Here is an 18,238-nt window from a genome sequence, read left to right on the forward strand (position 1 = left end):
TACCTGTTTGGAAAAATTTCCACACCCTGATCGGGTGAGGTTGAGCAGGTCTCTATTTTTGAATCCAAAAAGAATTTGGCGATTTTGCATCGCGCTGGTATTCTCGCGGCAACGCAAAAATCTAATGAGCGCCTGCTGCATACCGTCATGGACTTGCGCGGCGCGTGGAAAACGAAACGTGGAAGACCCCGAAGGCGGCGCAAAGCCGCAATTTGACGGGGCGTCAGCGGCAGTGCGCAGGGACGGCAAGAAATCCCGGCGCCGCAAGGGCAAACGGGGCGACCAGTCCCGCAACGCGCCTCATGCCGCTTCGCATGCCTCCTCCGAGACATCCGGAGAGGCAGCGCGCCCGATGGAAGCTGCGGCCGGGAACCCGGCCCGCAAGCGCAAACGCCGCCGCCGCAGTAACGGCGGCCAGCGCCCTGACGGCGCATCCCCAGCGATCCAGCAGCATGAAAAGCCGGCTCCAGTCGCGCGGACAGATGGTGAGGCTTCGTCCAGCCGCCGCAACCGGCGCAAGCACCGCGGAAAACGCGGCCTGCAGGGACGACCACTGGCGCCCGGCAAGGCCGTCGATCAGCCAGCGATCGCGGCCGAGCTTACTGCCACTGCCAAGAATTCCGCCATTGCGAGAGCTCCAGCGATCGCGAAAGCCCCAGTGATCGCAAAAGCCAATGGGCATTCCGAGCCTCGAGACGATGGCTTCAATCGCAGCGGCCGGCCGCCTGAACGCGAGCGCCGCGATCGCGCCGGCGAGCATCCCTGGCCGGACGAACTCTATGCCGCGCTTGACCTCGGCACGAACAACTGCCGCCTGCTCATTGCCCAACCCACCCGGCCGGGCCAGTTCCGCGTCGTCGATGCCTTTTCGCGAATCGTCCGCCTCGGCGAGGGGCTTGCTGCCAGTGGCCGCCTTTCCAGCGAGGCGATGGACCGCGCCGTCGATGCGCTGCGTGTCTGCGCCTCAAAGCTCAAGAGCCGCGAGATCCGCCGCATGCGGCTGATCGCTACCGAAGCCTGCCGTCAGGCCGCAAACGGCGACATCTTCCTGGAGCGCGTCGTGGCGGAAACCGGCCTCGAACTCGAAATCATCGACCGCGAAACCGAAGCGCGCCTTGCCGTATCCGGCTGCTCGTCACTGGTCGGCCGCGAAACACGTTCAGTCGTGCTATTCGATATCGGCGGCGGTTCCTCGGAAATCGCTGTGATCCGTATCGGCGAGAGCCGCTTCAGCCGCCTTGCCAATCACATCACCCACTGGACCTCGCTGCCGGTCGGCGTCGTCACGCTGTCCGAGCGCCATGGCGGGCAACATGTAACACCCGAGAGCTTCGAGACCATGGTGTCGGAAGTGGGCGGCATGCTTGCGCGCTTCGACTGCCCAGAAATTGAGATCGCACATTCGGGCGACTTTCACCTGATCGGCACGTCCGGCACGGTAACGACGCTGGCTGGGGTCCACCTCGACCTGCCGCGCTACGACCGCCGCAAGGTGGATGGCATCTGGCTTTCGGATGACGAGGTCTCGGCCATGCAGGCGAAGCTCCTCTCCTGGGATTTCGAAAGCCGCGCCGCCAATCCCTGCATCGGGCCGGACCGCGCCGATCTGGTGCTCGCCGGCTGCGCCATTCTGGAGGCGATCCGCCGCCGCTGGCCGAGCCCGCGCATGCGCGTTGCCGATCGCGGCTTGAGGGAAGGCCTCTTGACCGACATGATGGCGGACGACGGCGTCTGGCGGCGTCATCGAAACCGCCGCGGCCAGCGCGCAAGGTAGGAATGAATGACAAAGGCACCGATCGCGGGCAACCGCACCGGCCGCAAGCTCGGCCAGCGCGTCAAGAAAAAGAAGCTCAAGGCCTCATCGCGCCAGTGGCTGCAGCGCCATATCAACGATCCTTACGTGCAGCGCGCGCAGCTCGAAGGCTATCGGGCCCGCGCTGCCTTCAAGCTGCTGGAGATCGACGAGAAGCACAATATCCTCAAAGGCGCCCGCCGCATCATCGATCTCGGGGCCGCACCGGGCAGCTGGTCGCAGATCGCCGCCAAGGTGACCGGCTCGACCGACGAGGATATCCGCGTTGCGGCCATCGATTTCCTGGAAATGGCGCCGCTTCCCGGCGTGAAGATCCTGCAGCTCGATTTTCTTGATCCGGAAGCGCCGGCGAAACTGATGGAAGCGGTCGGCGGCACGCCGGACCTGGTGATGTCCGACATGGCGGCCCCCACCACCGGCCACCACCGCACCGACCATTTGCGCACGATGCATCTCTGCGAAGTGGCGGCGCACTTTGCCGTTGAGGTTCTGGGCGAGGGCGGCCATTTCCTCGCCAAGACCTTTCAGGGCGGCACGGAGCGCGAATTGCTGAACATGCTGAAACAGCATTTCCGCCAGGTTGTGCACGTCAAGCCCGCTTCCTCGCGCGCCGAATCGGTCGAGATGTTCCTGCTGGCGAAGGGCTTTAAAGGCCGCAAGTCGGCCACCGACGTTGCGGAAGCTTGATCTTTGGTATCGTCTATGGCGATGATGACGGCTTACAGGATTGGAATGCCGCGACCTCATGCTTCTCTATGTCACTCTCGGAACCAACGACATCGAACGCGCCCGGCGCTTCTATGACGCCGTGCTGCCGGTGCTCGGTTACAAGCTACAACGTCTCTCTGACGAGGAAATCGGTTACTCCGCCGACGGCGACACGCGGTCGCGCCTGTGGATCGTCACGCCATTCAATCGCCGCCGCGCCACCGGCGGCAATGGTTCCATGGTGGCACTCAGCGCCGAAACTCGCGCGGATGTCGATGCATTCTATGCGGCAGCACTTGCGGAAGGCGGTACTGATGACGGTAAGCCCGGCTTGCGCTCCTACCACGCGAATTTCTACGCCGCCTATGTCCGCGATCCCGACGGCAACAAGCTTGCCGCCGTCTGCGAAAGTCCGGAATAGCCGCTACCTCACGGCCTGCTGCTCGGCCTCGATGGCCGGCCCGACCCGCTTGGCGCCATGGCCGGAAACCAGTGCTCCTGCATTCCTGTCCATGAGGATGAAGGGGATCATCGCCACGACCGTCAGTCCGGCGATGACGTAGAAGGCCAGGTGGAAGTCGGCGACTTGCAGCGCCTCGCCGCGGAAATAGATGGACGTCTCGAGGATCGCTGCTGCCAGGGCAACGCCGAGTGCGAGGCTGATCTGCTGCATCGCCGAACTCATCGAGGTTGCCTGGCTTGCCTCCTTGTCGTCAATATCCGCAAAGGCGAGCGCGTTCACGCCGGTGAACATGAAGGAGCGTGAGAAGCCGCCAACGAGCAGCACCGCGATGATGACGAGATGCGGCGTTGCGGGCGTGAAGAAGCCTGTCGCGATTGTAACGATAGTCGTGACCGCGGCTGCCGAAAGAAGCGTTGTACGGAAGCCGGTAGCGGCGAAAACGCGCCGCGCCATGAATTTGGTGGTGATTGCGCCGATTGCGCCGGAAAAAGTGATGAGGCCGGACTGGAACGGTGTCAGGCCAAAGCCGAGCTGCAGCATGAGCGGAGTCAGGAATGGCATGGCGCCGATGCAGATGCGAAACAGGTTGCCGCCCGTCGTCGCAGTGCGGAAGGTCGGGTTACGGAAGAGGTTCAAGTTCAGGATCGGGGCCGGATGGCGCTTGGCGTGACGCACATAGAGATAGCCGCAAAGGAAGCCGATCAAGGTGGACGTGACGCCGATCGCCGGCGGTAGTGCCGGAAGGCTGACGACCGAAAGGCCGAAAACGACACCAGCGGCGGAAAGCGCGGTCAGCATGAAGCCGGTGAAATCCAGTTTCGGCGGCATCGTTGCTTCAACCTCCGGCAGAAAGATTGTCGCGAGCCAGACACCGATGATGCCGACCGGCACGTTGATCAGGAAGATCCAGTGCCAGCTGAAATAAGTGGTGATAAAGCCGCCGAGCGGCGGACCGGCGAGCGGACCGACAAGGGCAGGAATCGTCAGCAGCGCCATGGCGGAAACCAGTTCGCTCCGCTGGGTGGTACGCAGGAGAACGAGGCGGCCGACCGGCGTCATCATCGCACCGCCCATGCCTTGCAGGAAGCGGGCGAAGACGAATTCGACCAGGTTTGAGGATGCCGCGCAGAAGATCGAACCGATGACGAAGACGCAAATCGCAAGCCGGAAGATGCGCTTGGCGCCGAACCTGTCCGCCATCCAGCCGCTGACCGGAATGAAGACCGCAAGCGACACCATGTAGGAGGTCAGCGCCAGCTTCAGCGTAATCGGCCCGACATGCAGGTCGTTGGCGATCGCGGGCAGGGCGGTCGAAATGACGGTGGAATCCATCTGCTCCATGAAGAGCGCGACGGCGAGTATCAGCGGAACGATGCGGTTCATAGGCAAAAGCCTTGACGACTCGGAGGTGGCGGGGAGCATGTGCTGTTTAGTCCCGGTTGCCGCCTCTGCCAATCCCCGAAACTGCTGGAGTTACACGTTCGTATCACTAGTGCGTGAGACGGCTTGCCGGACAACTTCTCCTTTCAAAATTGACATATGTTTGAGCCGCCGGGGCGAGAATCCCGGTTGCAAGAATCATCAGCGTCGGTGCGGCGACGCACCGCACACTATTGGAGGATGGATAAATGGCAGCTTCTTTGGGGATGAAGCGGCGCACGCTTTTTGCCGCAGGCATCGGCCTGCTCGCTGCGCCGGTTATTTTAAGAGCAACGGCTTCAGCGGCCGTAAGCGGAGAACAAAGCAATATGAATGCAATGGCGCTGCCCGAGATCAACCAGTTCAAGCTCGGCTCCTTCAAGATCGTTGCGATCAGAGACGGCAGCAATGTTCTGGACAAGCCCTTCGAAACTTTCGGGACAAACCAGGATCCCGAAGTGGTCAGGAAGTTGCTCGGCGACAATTTCCTGCCGGCGGAGAAATTCGTGAACAGCTATGCGCCGGCGCTCATCGATACCGGCTCGGACGTCGTTCTGGTCGACACTGGCTTCGGTGCCGCCGGCCGCGAGCGGGGCCTCGGCAAGCTGCAGGACAGCCTCAAGGCTGCGGGCTATTCGGCCGACGACGTTACCGTCGTCGCGCTGACCCATATGCACGGCGATCACATCGGCGGCCTCATGGAAAACGGCGCTCCGGCCTTCAAGAATGCGCGCTATGTGGCAGGTCAGGCGGAATACGATTTCTGGTCCAGCAAGGCGCGTGAGGGAACGCCGGCCGAAGGCGGTCACAAGGCTGTTCTATCCAATGTCGTTCCGCTCGCCGAAAAGACCACCTTCATCAAGGAAGGCGATTCGATCGTGAGCGGCGTGACCGCGATGCTGGCGCCAGGCCATACGCCGGGCCACATGATTTTCCATGCCGAATCGGATGGCAAGCGGATCGTCTTTGCCGGCGACACCGCCAACCACTACATCCTGTCGCTCCTCTATCCCGAATGGGAGGTTCGCTTCGACATGGACAAGGCGCAGGCCGCTGCCTCGCGCAAGAAGGTCTTCGATATGATCGCGACCGACAAGGCGGCCTTCCTCGGCTACCATATGCCGTTCCCTGCCGTCGGCTTCGCGGTGAAGGAGGGAACGGGCTACCGTTTCGTGCCGAAAACCTACCAGTTCGACATCTGATCCCAGGCGCATGGCAGCCATTACACGCCCGGTGCATGCGCCGGGCGTTTTGCTATTCCCTTCCTCTCACAGACGTGTTACGAGCCCTCGCCAACTTCCAAAGCAACCCTTGCACACCACCGGTGCGGACGATTCGTTCCGGGTGGGTCGCATTTTTCTCGATTGAAGGAAATTGGCCATGGCTCGCATCATAGAAACGGCAACCGGAGCGGACGCGCTCACCTTCGACGACGTGCTCCTGCAGCCCGGTCACTCCGAGGTCATGCCCGGTCAGACGAACATTGCAACGCGCATCGCAACCGATTTCGACCTGAACATCCCGATCCTCTCCTCGGCGATGGACACCGTCACTGAGAGCCGATTGGCGATCGCCATGGCGCAGGCCGGCGGTCTCGGCGTCATTCATCGCAATCTGACCCCGATCGAGCAGGCCGAGCAGGTCCGGCAGGTCAAGAAGTTCGAAAGCGGCATGGTTATCAATCCGGTGACGATCGGCCCGGATGCGACGCTCGCCGAAGCTCTGTCGCTGATGAAGACGCACGGTATTTCCGGCATTCCGGTCGTTGAAAAGTCCGGCCGCCTCGTCGGCATCTTGACGAACCGCGACGTCCGCTTTGCTTCCGAACCGGCGCAGAAGATCCACGAGCTGATGACGCGGGACCTCATCACGGTGAAGGAGAATGTCGACCAGCAGGAGGCCAAGCGCCTGCTGCATTCGCACCGCATCGAAAAGCTGCTCGTCGTGGATCCGGAAGGCCGCTGCGTTGGCCTCATCACCGTCAAGGATATCGAAAAGTCGCAGCTGAACCCGAATGCTTCCAAGGATGCGCAGGGCCGTCTTCGCGCTGCTGCCGCCATCAGCGTCGGCGATGATGGCTTTGAGCGCGCCGAGCGCCTGATCGAAGCCGGTGTCGATCTGCTCGTGGTCGATACCGCGCACGGCCATTCGCAGCGTGTTCTCGACGCCGTCACCCGCGTCAAGAAACTGTCCAACTCGGTCCGCGTCATGGCCGGCAACGTCGCGACCTCGGATGGCACCAAGGCGCTGATCGATGCCGGCGCGGATGCCGTCAAGGTCGGCATCGGCCCGGGCTCCATCTGCACGACGCGCATTGTCGCCGGTGTCGGCGTGCCGCAGCTCGCGGCCATCATGTCGGCTGTCGAAGCCGCACGTGCCCAAGATATTCCGGTGATCGCCGACGGCGGCATCAAGTTCTCCGGCGACCTTGCCAAGGCGATCGCTTGCGGCGCGTCGGCTGTCATGGTCGGCTCGCTGCTCGCCGGCACCGATGAAAGCCCGGGCGAAGTTTACCTCTATCAGGGCCGCTCTTTCAAAGCCTATCGCGGCATGGGTTCCGTCGGTGCCATGGCGCGCGGTTCGGCGGACCGCTATTTCCAGGCGGAAGTCCGCGACACGCTGAAGCTTGTGCCGGAAGGCATCGAAGGCCAAGTGCCGTATAAGGGGCCTGTATCGGGCGTCCTGCACCAGCTCACAGGAGGACTGAGGGCGGCCATGGGTTATGTCGGCGGCAGGGATATCAAGGAGTTCCAGGAACGCGCGACCTTTGTGCGCATCTCCGGCGCCGGCCTTCGCGAAAGCCATGCCCACGATGTGACGATCACCCGCGAGAGCCCAAACTATCCGGGCGTAGGCGCCTGATCATGACTGCGGGTAGCCGGATACCATCTTGGATGATCGGGCTGCTCGCCATTCTCTGCCTTGCAGTATTGGCATGGACGACCTTCGGCTTCGTCCTGCCTTTCCAGCATGAAACCGGCGAAGCGGTTCTCGATACCTATTTCACCGGCTATGATCAGCCCACGGTTGCCGCCATGCAGAAGCTGCTGAGCGAGAACGACGTCGCGCAGGCGCTGCTGCGCGGCATGTATCTCGGCCCGGAGCTCGTCCTTCCTGCGCTGGTGACGATGCTGCTCTTCGCGATTGTCCTGAAGCTCCAGCCAGGCGGCAGCTATTTCGGCAAGCCGATGCATCCAGCGTTGATCAAGGCGATCTATGCCCTGCCGTTCATCTACGGCCTTGCCGATTATGCCGAGAATATCTCCAGCCTGATTGCCTTCGGCGACGACAACGCCGCTTCATCCGCCGCGGCGTTGCTGCCTTGGATGACAAAGCTGAAATTCGCAGCACTCGTCGTCTCGGCAATCGTCATCCTTCGCTTCCTTCTGATCCGTCTCTCACCCGGCGATATCGACCGGCGATAGGCTGGCAAGTGCCGGGATTTTCCTCTACTGCTTTGAAAAATATGAGAGAAGCCGCGAAGGAGACACCATGGCCGGCTACGAGATGTTCTGGCCCATCATCGCCCATGTCGCGCTGGTCTATGGCCTCTTCATACTGCTCAGCGTCCGCCGCCGGAAGGCGGTGCAGGCGGGCAAGGCGCGGCTTTCGGACTATCGCGAAAACCGCAGCGAGCCGCCGGAAAGCCTCTTCGTCAAGAACAGCATCGCCAATCAGTTCGAGCTGCCGGTTCTCTTTTATGTCTGCTGCATCCTGCTTTACATCACCGAGGCCGACAATCTGGCTGCCCTCGTGCTCGCCTGGAGTTTTGTCGCTTTGCGGTACGCCCACGCGTTCGTACATGTGACAAGCAATCGCATGCGTTTCCGAAGTCCACTCTTTGCTGCGGGCTATGTGGTGCTTGCCGTCATGTGGGCGTGGCTCGCCGGCTGGATGGCGTTCAGCGGGTAACGCAGTTTTGTTCCTCGCGTTACCAGGCCCTGACCTATCTTCCCTCACTTGGCACTGAGCTGCGCAGGGAACAGGAGGTTCAAATGGACAAGCCGGAAATCACGCAGGCGATGATAAACGCCTACGATGAATATACGCATCTGACGCTCGATCGCCGCAGTTTCATGGACAAGCTGACGAAGCTTGCAGGATCGGCGGGTGCTGCCGCCGTCATCGCGCCGATGCTGGCGGCGAACAAGGCGAGCGCCGAAATGGTCCCGGCCAACGACGAGCGGCTGAAGGCTGAGGACGTCGTCTATCCCGGCGGCAGCGGCGAGATGAAAGGCTATCTGGTCGAGCCGAAGGACGCCTCCGGAAAGCTCGGCAGCGTCATCGTCATTCACGAAAATCGCGGCCTCAACCCGCATATCCGCGACGTCGCCCGCCGCATGGCGCTGGAAGGCTTCGTAGCGCTGGCGCCGGATCTCCTTTCGCCGCTCGGCGGCACACCGGAAAACGAAGATCAGGCGCGGGAAATGTTCAGCAAGCTTGAGGCTGCCGCGACTGTCGCGAATGCCGAAGCGAGCCTCAAATACCTGAAGACACTCTCGGTTTCGAACGGCAACGTCGGCGTTGTCGGCTTTTGCTGGGGCGGCGGGGTGGCCAACAATTTTGCGACGAAATCACCGGAGCTGAAGGCGGCCGTCGCCTATTACGGCCCGCAGCCGAAAGCGGAAGAGGTGCCGAACATCAAGGCGGCGCTGATGCTGCATTATGCCGGTCTCGACGACCGCATCAACGCCGGCATCGACGCCTACAAGAAGGCGTTGGAGGCAAATGGCAAGAGCGTCCAGATCTTCATCTACGACGGCGCCAACCATGCCTTCAACAACGACACGTCTTCAGCACGCTATGACAAGAAAGCGGCCGATCTTGCCTGGGGCCGCACCGTCGAGTTCCTGAAGAAGAACCTTGCCTGATCAGGCGGCGGCATCGCGCGCAACGGGCGAGGCGGCAATGATCGCCTCCGCCAGCGCGTCCATCTCCTTGGCGCGGTGGCTGCTGCGCCGCCAGGCAAGTCCGATCTCGCGCGAGGGCTGAGGCTCGGCGAAAGGCACGATACGGATCGAGTTGCGGCTGGTCTCCGTGGCGATCGCCATTTCCGGGATCAGTGTCATGCCCATGTCGTGCGACACCATCTGCAGCAGCGTCGCCATGGAGGTCGCACCGAAATTGACCAGGCTCCGCTTGCTGGCGCTGCAGACGGCAAGCGCCTGATCGCGCAGGCAATGGCCCTCTTCCAGAAGCAGCAACCGGTCGACATTCACCTCGTTCTCGGTGAGCGGCGACAGCAACACGTTTTCGCCGTTCTCGGCGACCGCCATATAGAAGCGGTCGGTGAAGAGCGGCCGCGTATTGATGCCTTCGATGTCGAGGGGCAGGGCGGCGATGACGGCATCTAGCCTGCCTGCCGAAAGATCGGCCATGAGCCGGTCGGTCACTGCTTCCTTGAGCTCCACGTCGACGGACGGATAGGTCCGGCGCAGATGCGGAATGAACTGAGGCACGAGATAGGGTGCCACCGTCGGAATGATGCCAATTCGGATCAGCCCCTCCAGCGGGCCGCCGCCCTTCCTGGCCGTCTGCTCTAGCAGATCGACCTGTTGGAGGATTGCGCGCACATGCAGCAGAACCTCCTCGCCCTTTTGGGTAAGCATAGTGTTGGTGCGCATCCGCTCTATCAGCTTGGCGCCGAGATATTCCTCCATTTCCATGATCTGCACCGAAAGCGCCGGCTGGCTGATGTGAACCATCTCGGCGGCCCGCCCGAAATGCCGGGCGGTCGCAAGGGCATCGAAATAGCGCATCTGGCGAAGCGTCAACATGATAAGTTTTTCCGATTGATACCTTCATTAAATACGAATTGGAAATTATCGAATGTCAATGGGAGAACAATGCCGTTGGAACTCGCAGAGGGTTTCAAAACTCATTTCCGTAAGGAGGATTTCATGTCCGATGGCCGGCTGCCGAATAACTGATTCACAGCTTTGACTGACCAAATCGGGGCAAATCGCCCCGATTTTCACATGCTTCCGGCATCCGTTAAAATGCAAGCTTTTCGATTTACGGCGCATGAATGCCTGCGTGCCATATCGCTCGGATGCGTCGGCTTGAGTCATCTGCCGCCGCTCAACGATAAATTGTGGGAGCGATATGAGCGCGCAGGGTATGGATCGCATCGGCCTCCGCCGGAAGCCGAAGCAGGAACGCAGCATCCAGAGACTCGATCTGATCCTTGCCGCTGCCGCAGAGCTGATCGCCCAAAAGGGCGTCAGCGCCATGCGCATGACCGAGCTTGCCGCCGCCGCCAAGGTTCCGATCGGTTCAGTCTACCAGTACTTCCCGGAAAAGGCGGCGATCGTCAAAGCGCTCTTCGACCGGCATGCGGCCGCAGTCCAGGCGAAAACGGCTGCCATGTTTGCCAACGTCCAGTCCCTCGATGAAGCACTGGATCTGATCTCGGTGATGATCGACTGGTACTATGATGAATACCGCAACGATCCCACCTATCTCGGTGTCTGGATGGGAACGGAGACCGACCAGGACCTTCTGCAGCTCAATATCGACCACAGCAATCGCGTGGCCGATATCTTCCTCGCGGCGATAAAACGCATCGCCCCGGAGATGCCGGAGGTCGACATGCAGGCGCGCACTTACCTCTTCAGCCACCTGATCGGCGCGTCGATCCGCCTCGCGGTCAAGAGCGAAGAAAAGCTGGCAAAAAGGATGCTGGACGAATGGAAGCGCGTCATCCGCGCTTCGCTTTTTGCCGAGGCAGCCTGAAGCCTACCAGCTCGGCACCATATTGGCGGCCTTGAGGCGCGGATACTGCCGCGCATAACCCGTCTTCACATCCGGCTCCAGATTGTCGTCGACCACCGCAGGCGTGATGTTGTCGAGGCAGGCGGTGATATGCGCCGTGATCGCATTCATCAGCGAGATAGAAACTCCCGGGCGCTTCATGATGCCGATCTGCACCGGCGGTAGGGCAGGGAAGCCATCAGCCTGGCTCAGCACCTTCATGCCGGTCCGTAATGCCGATTCTGGCATCACCGAAACCGCCATGCCGGCAAGCACGGCAGCGGCAACCACTGTGCATGACCAGCTTGTGAAGAGAATCTGGTGCTCGCGGCCCACGGCATCGAGCGCCGAGCAGGCGAGCTGCCGCCACTGGCAATCGCGGCGGCCGACAGCGAGCGGCACCGGCGCGTCGTCGCGGATCGGGTGGTTGGCGGAGCCGACCCAGCAGAGCGGTTCGGTTCTGACGACATCGGACATGCGTTCCCGCGGGTTATGCGTTACCAGCGCGATGTCGAGCTCGCCCTTGTGCATGCGCTCGGCCAGATCCACCGAAGGCTCGCAGACGATGTAAAGCTCGACATTCGGATGGGTCTTGGCGAAACGGCCGATGATCTCCGGCATATAGCGGTCGGCGTAGTCGTCCGGCGTACCGATGCGCAGCATGCCTTCGAGGCGGTTGTCGTCGAAAGCAGCGATCGCCTCGTTGTTGAGGCGGATGATACGGCGAGCGTAATTCAGAAGCTTCTCGCCCTCGACCGTCAGCCGGTTGCCGCGGCCGTCCTTGATGAAGAGCTGCTTGCCGAGCCGCTCTTCCAGGCGGCGCATCTGCATCGAGACGGCGGATTGCGTCTTGTAGACGCGATCCGCGGCCTTGGTAAAGCTGCCGGAATCTATGATGGCAATGAAAGTCTGCAACTGGTCAGTATCAAGAGGCGCGGACATGGGCTCACCTATAACGATCTCTGATAATAATCATTAGAAACATTCGTTGGACTGATCAATAGGTCTTTGGCATCTTCGGGATGCAAATCAAGCAAAGTGACGGACAGACACCCTGCTGTCCCGCCTAGGTTTCAGCCCTCCTTCTTCCCGCTCAGACCTCGCGGGAGGGGCGGGCTGTTGCGCCCGAAAGAAAGGAGAGTTCGATGCGCATGATTGACCAGACAGTAGAACTCGACTGTGCCAGGCAGCCTGCGACGTTTTCCCAACGTCTCGGCGGAACCCTTGCGCCGCTGACGGCTCTCTTTCGCTCATTCCGCAATCGCAGAGCGATCAATGGCCTGAATGATCTCGATGACAATCAGTTGCGGGATATCGGCCTGACACGGGCCGACGTCACCGCCGCACTGTTGACGTCGACCTTCGTCGAGGACCCGTCGGCACATCTGACGAACTCGGCGCGCCGCCGCTGGCGCCTCGCGATATTCCGCTCCTGCGTCGATTAGGAGCGGCCAGTTTTCCCCGCAGGGTGATAGCCAATAGCCCTGCCCCTTGACCCGGTGACCGGCTTTCCCAAGCCGTCTCCGGGTTTTTTTATGTTTTGGGGGAAGGTTGGCCCTTCTTAGGTAGATAGGAGTCGAAAATAGCTTCCATGCTTTTCTGATAATTCTTCTGCACTTCCAGGCCGCTGTCGAACATGGTGTTGAGCATATTCACATAGTTCTCCGCCTGTTCCTTGGCCTCTTCCCTCGGCGGCTCCGACGCCTTTTGCGCCGCCGGCTGGTTGAGGCCGCCCATCATGTCCTGAAAGGCCTTGGCGAAAGGATTGTCGAGGAACGGATTGGCGGGAGCCTTCTTGGATTCCGGCCGCTGCGTGCTGAACATCAGCTGCATGGCCTGCGTGAACGGATTGTCGAAGATGCTCGGCTCGGGTGCCGTTTTCGGTTTCGGCGCAAAACCGGTGCTTTCCAGCCATTTCTGGATCGTCTCGCCCATCGCGGTATTGACGAAGGGGTTGACGGGCGAGGCCATCTGTCCGGTTGTTTGCTTGAAGATCCCGCCCATCAGCGTATCAGCTATCACCGGCAGCATCTGCTTGTAGATCTCCTGGCCGATGCCGGTCATCTGCGCGGCTTGTGCGGCGACGGCGCGCGAGACCTCCTTGGAGCCGAAAAGCTGGCCGAGGACATTGTTACCGTCGGAGATGCCCTCCGGCGTGAAGGCCTTCGTCATATCTTCGAAATATTTGGCATAGTTGCCGGACGCGACCGCCTGCATCAGGCCCATGAAGTCATAGGGATTGCTCGTGCTGCGTTTCAGCCCGGCGGAAAAGGCGGGCATGAGCGCCGCCATCGCCTTGGTTGCCTGTTCTTGGGCAAGATTGAACTGCTTGGAGATGGCATCCATCGCCGCGCCATTCTGTGCCTGCATCATCATGTCGAAGAGTGGCAGCATGACAGTCCTCCCCCGCTTGGTAGTGCTTGTGAATCGCCACTATAAACGGAAATGGGAATGCGCAAACGGCTTTTTGCCGAAGGCTTCAGTACTGATATTCCTCGAAGACCGTCTCGACGGAGTGCTGCCAGCGGCCGTTGTAACGCGCCAGCAGGTCCTCCGCGAGCGTGGCTTTCTTCGCCATCACCTCATCGAGCGGCGACAGGAAGATGCTCTCGTCCTGGCCTTCCTTGTTCAGCCGGTTGCGCGACTTCAGACCTGCCTTCGAAATGCCGATGACCTCGCGGGCGGTCTCATAAAGGGCATGGCCGCGGAATTCGGCCCTCAGGCCCGCTGCCGGAACGGCCTCGCGAAGCACATTGACTTCGGCAAAAGTCCAGTCCCTCGTCAGTTGGTCGGCCGCATCGAGCGCCGCTTCGTCGTAAAGCAGGCCCACCCAGAAGGCCGGCAGGGCACAGATGCGGCGCCACGGGCCGCCGTCTGCACCGCGCATCTCGAGGAAGCGCTTCAGGCGAACATCGGGGAAGAGCGTCGAAAGGTGGTTCGTCCAGTCGCCCATCGTCGGCTCCCAAGCGGCAACCTCGCCCTTCAGCGCGCCGTTCATGAACTGGCGGAACGTGACGTGAGTACAGTCGTGATAGTGGCCGTCGCGGACAATGAAATACATCGGCACGTCGAGCGCCCATTCCATATAGTGATGGAAGCCGAAGTCGTCGCGGAAGGTGAAATCGAGTAGACCGGAGCGCTGGTTGTCGGTGTCTCGCCAAATGTCGCCGCGCCAGGAAAGCAGCCCGTTCGGCTTGCCTTCTGTGAAGGGCGAGGAGGCAAAGAGCGCGGTTGCCAACGACTGAAGCTTCATCGACACGCGCATCTTCTTCTGCATGTCGGCTTCGGAGGAGAAGTCGAGGTTCACCTGGATCGTGCAAGTGCGGTACATCATGTCGAGACCCTTGGTGCCAACCTTCGGCATGTAGCGGGTCATGATATCGTAGCGGGATTTTGGCATGCGCGGCGTTTCGGCGAGCGTCCATTTCGGGCTGCCGCCGATGCCCAGGAAGCGGATGCCCATCGGTTCGGCGATTTCGCGCAGCGTCGCGAGGTGCGAATTGGATTCCCTGCAGGTCTCGTGGATCGTTTCCAGCGGCGCGCCGGAAAGCTCGAACTGGCCGCCCGGCTCGATCGAGATCGCGCCCATGCCGTGCTGCTCGGAAAGGCCGATGATATTGTCGCCGTCCATGATCGGCTCCCAGCCGTTCTTCGCCTGCAGGCCCTTCAAAAGAGCTGAGATACTGGCTTCGCCGGCATAGGGAACCGGGTTGTTGCCCGCCCGAAAGAAGGCGAACTTCTCATGCTCGGTGCCGATGCGGAATTTCTCGCTCGGCTTGTTCCCCGCGGCGATATAATCGGTCAGCTCCTGCACCGAAGAAATCGGCGTCTGGTCTGTAGTATCGCGAGCCATTCAACGTAACCTGTATTCTGGGGAACGCCCGGTAGCCCGGACAATTGGAAGGGTGATTAGTGCCGCTCTCACGTATGTTGCAAGTGAAATTCTTTCAACGACGCATCAAAAAAATAGCAGGCTGTTTCAACGGAGCCTGATTTGAAGGTTAATTCCAGTCGCCGACCGCCGCCTGGATCACCGCCATGGCCGCGACCGCAGCCGTGTCGGCGCGCAGGATACGCGGCCCGAGCGGGATGGCCGTCACGAAATCCAAACCGCGCAGCCGGTTACGCTCCTCCTCCGAGAAGCCGCCTTCCGGCCCGACGAGAAGCGCAAGCTGCCGTTCTTTGATCTTTGAAAGCAGCGGCAGCGGGTTCTGCCCGGTATCGCCCTCGTCGCAGTAGACGATCCGCCGCTCCCTCGGCCAGTTGTCGAGCAGGTCGAAGAGCTTCACCGGCTCGGTGATTTCCGGGATGGCGAGGATGCCGCATTGCTCTGCGGCCTCGACGGCGTTGGCCTTCAGCTTGTCGAGATTGGTGATCTTGCCCTGAACATGTTGCGTCATGACCGGCCGCAGCACGCCTGCGCCCATCTCGACCGCCTTCTGCACGAGGTAATCCAGGCGGCCGACCTTCAGCGGCGCAAAGAGGTAGTGCAGGTCGGACGGTGCCGGCTGCGGCCGGGTCTGCTCGGTCGGCATCAGCACGATGCGCTTGCGGGTCGGAAAGGAAAGGCTTGCCTTCCACTCTCCGTCTCGGCCGTTGAACACCAGAATTTCGGCGCCGTCCGTCATGCGCAGCACATTGGCGAGATAATTGTACTGGTCGGAACTAGCCTCCACAGCGGCGCCCGGCGACAAGGAAGCATCGACGAAAAGCCGCTGCATGCGGAAATTGGCGCGCATCTCAAATAATCCCGATCAAACGAAAAGGGCGAACATAACCCAATAGAGCAACGCCGCAAGCGCGCCCGAAGCCGGAACAGTGATGATCCAGGCGGCAATAATGGTCATGAAATGCGAACGCCGCACCAGATAGCGGCGGCGCGCCTCATGAACGTTCGGATCTTCCGGTTCATCGATCGCCCAGGCCTCAGCCTTGCGGTGCATGTATTCGATACGGCGCTTGGAATTGCGCGTGTACCATTCGCGGAAGAAACCGACGCCGAAGACCGCGCCGACCGCGATATGCGTCGTGCTGACCGGCAGCCCGAACCAAGAAGCGACGATGACGGTAAAGGCCGTCGAGAGCGCGACACAATAGGCCCGCATCGGATTGAGCTTGGTGATCTGCTCGCCAACGAGATGGATGAGGCGAGGGCCGAAAAGCAGCAGGCCGACGGAAATACCAAGGGCACCGATCAGCATCACCCAGAGCGGCGCGCTGCTTTCCCCGATCACCGAAAGATCGCTCGTTGCGCGCACGATCGCCGAAAGGGGGCCGATGGCGTTCGAAACGTCGTTGGCGCCGTGCGCGAAGGAAAGCAGCGCCGCAGAGCCGATCAGCGGGAATTTGAAGAGAATGCGCAGCGAACTGTTGCGGTTTTCGAGGCCTTGCGATTGCCGTGCGACGATCGGCATTGCTGCAATCCAGGCAACGAAACAAACAAGTAGCCCCAATGCAAGGATAGTTAGCGCCGAAAATCGGCCCGGAGATGCAAGCTGCAATACCATGTAGGCTGTGAAACCGCCTGCCATCATGGCGATCAGCACTGGAACCCAGCGCCGCGCTGCGGCGACCTTGTCGTCCTGGTAGATAATAAAGGTCTTGACGAGGAAAAGCAGGCCGGCGGCGATCACACCGCCGATCAGGGGCGAGGTCATCCAGCTGGAGGAAATCTCTATCATGACCTGCCAGTTGACGGGCTGAGGCCCGACAGCGGCAATTCCGGCGCCGATCACTGCGCCGACGATCGCATGCGTGGTAGAGACCGGCGCATTCAGCCATGTCGCAAGATTGATCCAGAGCGCGGCGGCCATCAATGCCGCCATCATGATCCAGGCAAGCCGCCCTTCCGGCACCTGCACGGCATCGACGATGCTCGACGAGATCGTCCTGACCACCGCTCCACCGGCAATCGTCGCGCCGAGGACTTCGAAGATGGCCGCAATGACAAGCGCCTGCGCCATCGTCATGGCACGCGCGCCGACGGCAGCGCCGACATTGTTCGTCACGTCGTTCGCGCCGATGTTCATGGCCATGTAGGCCCCGAGCGCGGCGGCTGCAATGATGAGAACGGCACCTGGCCGGTCGAAGACGTAAACGCCCGCAAAAAGCATGGCCAAGCCAAGGAAGATTAGGCCGAGGCCCGGCGCCACCAGCTTCCGCGAGACGAACTTCGCCGCATCCTCGGCATGGGTGATCTTGTCGAGGTCCTTGTCGAGCGTTCGTTTCGTTAAAACGGGAGTGCGGCTGGGCATGCTGTTCCTTGGTCGAAGCCTGCATTAGCGCCGTTATTTCTAGCAGCGCAAGATGGCAGGAATCATTCCGCCGGAATCTGCTTGGGTAAGCTTGCCTGAAGCCGCTCAGCCATTTTACTCTTGAAGAGCAGGAAGAGATCTCGAAGCTCGGGCTCGTTGACGCGCTTGACTGCCTCGTCGCAGGAGACCCACTCGATCTTGCGCTCGCCTTTTTCCTTGAAGTTTTTGGCGATATCGGCGACTTCGAGCACATAGACCTGAACCTTGCAGGTCACCTTCAGCCCGTCCTTCAGTACCTTCGGATAGGTGTAGGAGCCGAGCGGCTCGTGCTCGACAGCGCCGCGGACGCCCCCTTCTTCAAAGGCCTCCCGGGCTGCGACCTCATAGGAGCACTTGCCGCTCATCGGCCAGCCCTTGGGAATGACCCAGCGGCCCGTATCGCGGCTCGTCATCAACAGGACCTCGACGGCATTGACCTTCTTCTTTACCCGGTAGCAGAGCGCGGCATATTGCAGGCGCGGCGGGCGCCGGAACATCAGCTGCACATCGGAAGCCAGTCGGGCTAGGATCGTCAATTGTCGGGTCACCTTTTTTGAGTCTACCTCATGAATCACTAATATAATCATCGCATGGAAAACTTGCGCGATCCATACGCCGTTCGACGGTGCGGAACACGATTGATTTCCAAATAAGGAAATTCATGACCGCTACGCTTTGGAATCCCGCCGAATCATGTCCTGATTCCGTCGTTGCACAGGTGTTCAATATGCTCCCGGCTGACGTCTCATTCAATGCCGGGGGCAATTGTTCCTCCGGATTCTTTCAAGA

18 protein-coding genes are annotated in these 18,238 nt (G+C 60.9%); 10 read left to right on the plus strand and 8 right to left on the minus strand.

The features are described 5' to 3' along the window. The first annotated feature begins 178 nt into the window (after positions 1–178). The 3 genes from N2599_RS01890 to N2599_RS01900 are packed head-to-tail and all read left to right on the plus strand — an operon-like array spanning position 179 to position 2,942. Positions 179–1,774 (plus strand): Ppx/GppA phosphatase family protein, encoded by a 1,596-nt coding sequence (locus tag N2599_RS01890; RefSeq protein WP_027509973.1) that lies wholly within the window; start codon positions 179–181, stop codon positions 1,772–1,774. Positions 1,775–1,780: 6 nt separating this feature from the next. After that, entirely contained in the window at positions 1,781–2,500 is a 720-nt protein-coding gene (locus tag N2599_RS01895; protein ID WP_027509974.1) for an RlmE family RNA methyltransferase, read from the plus strand. A gap of 58 nt (positions 2,501–2,558) precedes the next feature. Beyond that, a complete protein-coding gene (locus N2599_RS01900; protein WP_027509975.1) occupies positions 2,559–2,942 on the plus strand; it encodes a VOC family protein in 384 nt (127 codons plus the stop codon). Between the two features lie 3 nt (positions 2,943–2,945). On the opposite strand, the gene N2599_RS01905 is transcribed toward N2599_RS01900, so the two are convergent. Further along, positions 2,946–4,367 (minus strand): MFS transporter, encoded by a 1,422-nt coding sequence (locus N2599_RS01905; protein WP_027509976.1) that lies wholly within the window; start codon positions 4,365–4,367, stop codon positions 2,946–2,948. Positions 4,368–4,612: 245 nt separating this feature from the next. On the opposite strand from N2599_RS01905, the gene N2599_RS01910 reads away from it, so the two are divergent. From N2599_RS01910 to N2599_RS01930, 5 genes are all read left to right on the plus strand, one after another. Next, complete coding sequence (locus N2599_RS01910; protein WP_027509977.1) at positions 4,613–5,605, plus strand: MBL fold metallo-hydrolase; 993 nt, start codon at positions 4,613–4,615, stop codon at positions 5,603–5,605. A gap of 178 nt (positions 5,606–5,783) precedes the next feature. Continuing rightward, the gene (gene guaB / locus N2599_RS01915) at positions 5,784–7,265 is read left to right on the plus strand and encodes an IMP dehydrogenase (protein ID WP_027509978.1); all 1,482 of its coding nucleotides are present in this window, start codon (positions 5,784–5,786) and stop codon (positions 7,263–7,265) included. A gap of 2 nt (positions 7,266–7,267) precedes the next feature. After that, positions 7,268–7,828 (plus strand): hypothetical protein, encoded by a 561-nt coding sequence (locus tag N2599_RS01920; RefSeq protein WP_027509979.1) that lies wholly within the window; start codon positions 7,268–7,270, stop codon positions 7,826–7,828. 67 nt (positions 7,829–7,895) lie between these two features. Continuing rightward, a complete protein-coding gene (locus tag N2599_RS01925; protein ID WP_027509980.1) occupies positions 7,896–8,315 on the plus strand; it encodes an MAPEG family protein in 420 nt (139 codons plus the stop codon). 83 nt (positions 8,316–8,398) lie between these two features. Further along, positions 8,399–9,274 (plus strand): dienelactone hydrolase family protein, encoded by an 876-nt coding sequence (locus N2599_RS01930; protein ID WP_027509981.1) that lies wholly within the window; start codon positions 8,399–8,401, stop codon positions 9,272–9,274. Here N2599_RS01930 and N2599_RS01935 read toward each other — a convergent pair whose 3' ends face one another. After that, positions 9,275–10,180, minus strand: a complete 906-nt coding sequence (locus N2599_RS01935; RefSeq protein WP_027509982.1) for a hydrogen peroxide-inducible genes activator — start codon at positions 10,178–10,180, stop codon at positions 9,275–9,277. A gap of 328 nt (positions 10,181–10,508) precedes the next feature. On the opposite strand from N2599_RS01935, the gene N2599_RS01940 reads away from it, so the two are divergent. Then, positions 10,509–11,138 carry a TetR family transcriptional regulator gene (locus tag N2599_RS01940; RefSeq protein WP_027509983.1) on the plus strand — a complete coding sequence of 210 codons (630 nt, stop codon included), beginning with the start codon at positions 10,509–10,511 and terminating at the stop codon, positions 11,136–11,138. A gap of 3 nt (positions 11,139–11,141) precedes the next feature. Here N2599_RS01940 and N2599_RS01945 read toward each other — a convergent pair whose 3' ends face one another. Then, complete coding sequence (locus tag N2599_RS01945) at positions 11,142–12,098, minus strand: LysR substrate-binding domain-containing protein (protein ID WP_037141876.1); 957 nt, start codon at positions 12,096–12,098, stop codon at positions 11,142–11,144. A gap of 203 nt (positions 12,099–12,301) precedes the next feature. Here N2599_RS01945 and N2599_RS01950 point away from each other — a divergent pair, with 203 nt between their 5' ends. Continuing rightward, positions 12,302–12,601: a DUF1127 domain-containing protein gene (locus N2599_RS01950; RefSeq protein WP_027509985.1), complete on the plus strand. Its 300-nt coding sequence runs from the start codon at positions 12,302–12,304 to the stop codon at positions 12,599–12,601. Between the two features lie 88 nt (positions 12,602–12,689). Here N2599_RS01950 and N2599_RS01955 read toward each other — a convergent pair whose 3' ends face one another. The 5 genes from N2599_RS01955 to N2599_RS01975 form a co-directional block, all read right to left on the minus strand. Next, entirely contained in the window at positions 12,690–13,550 is an 861-nt protein-coding gene (locus tag N2599_RS01955) for a DUF937 domain-containing protein (RefSeq protein WP_027509986.1), read from the minus strand. Positions 13,551–13,635: 85 nt separating this feature from the next. Continuing rightward, positions 13,636–15,009: a glutamate--cysteine ligase gene (locus tag N2599_RS01960; protein ID WP_027509987.1), complete on the minus strand. Its 1,374-nt coding sequence runs from the start codon at positions 15,007–15,009 to the stop codon at positions 13,636–13,638. 148 nt (positions 15,010–15,157) lie between these two features. Beyond that, positions 15,158–15,895, minus strand: a complete 738-nt coding sequence (locus N2599_RS01965; protein WP_027509988.1) for a 16S rRNA (uracil(1498)-N(3))-methyltransferase — start codon at positions 15,893–15,895, stop codon at positions 15,158–15,160. Positions 15,896–15,910: 15 nt separating this feature from the next. Further along, a complete protein-coding gene (locus N2599_RS01970) occupies positions 15,911–17,410 on the minus strand; it encodes an inorganic phosphate transporter (RefSeq protein WP_027509989.1) in 1,500 nt (499 codons plus the stop codon). 62 nt (positions 17,411–17,472) lie between these two features. Next, the gene (locus tag N2599_RS01975) at positions 17,473–17,985 is read right to left on the minus strand and encodes an NUDIX hydrolase (protein WP_027509990.1); all 513 of its coding nucleotides are present in this window, start codon (positions 17,983–17,985) and stop codon (positions 17,473–17,475) included. Positions 17,986–18,238: the final 253 nt, after the last annotated feature.

The organism is Rhizobium sullae, assembly GCF_025200715.1.
Classification (GTDB): Bacteria; Pseudomonadota; Alphaproteobacteria; order Rhizobiales; family Rhizobiaceae; genus Rhizobium; species Rhizobium sullae.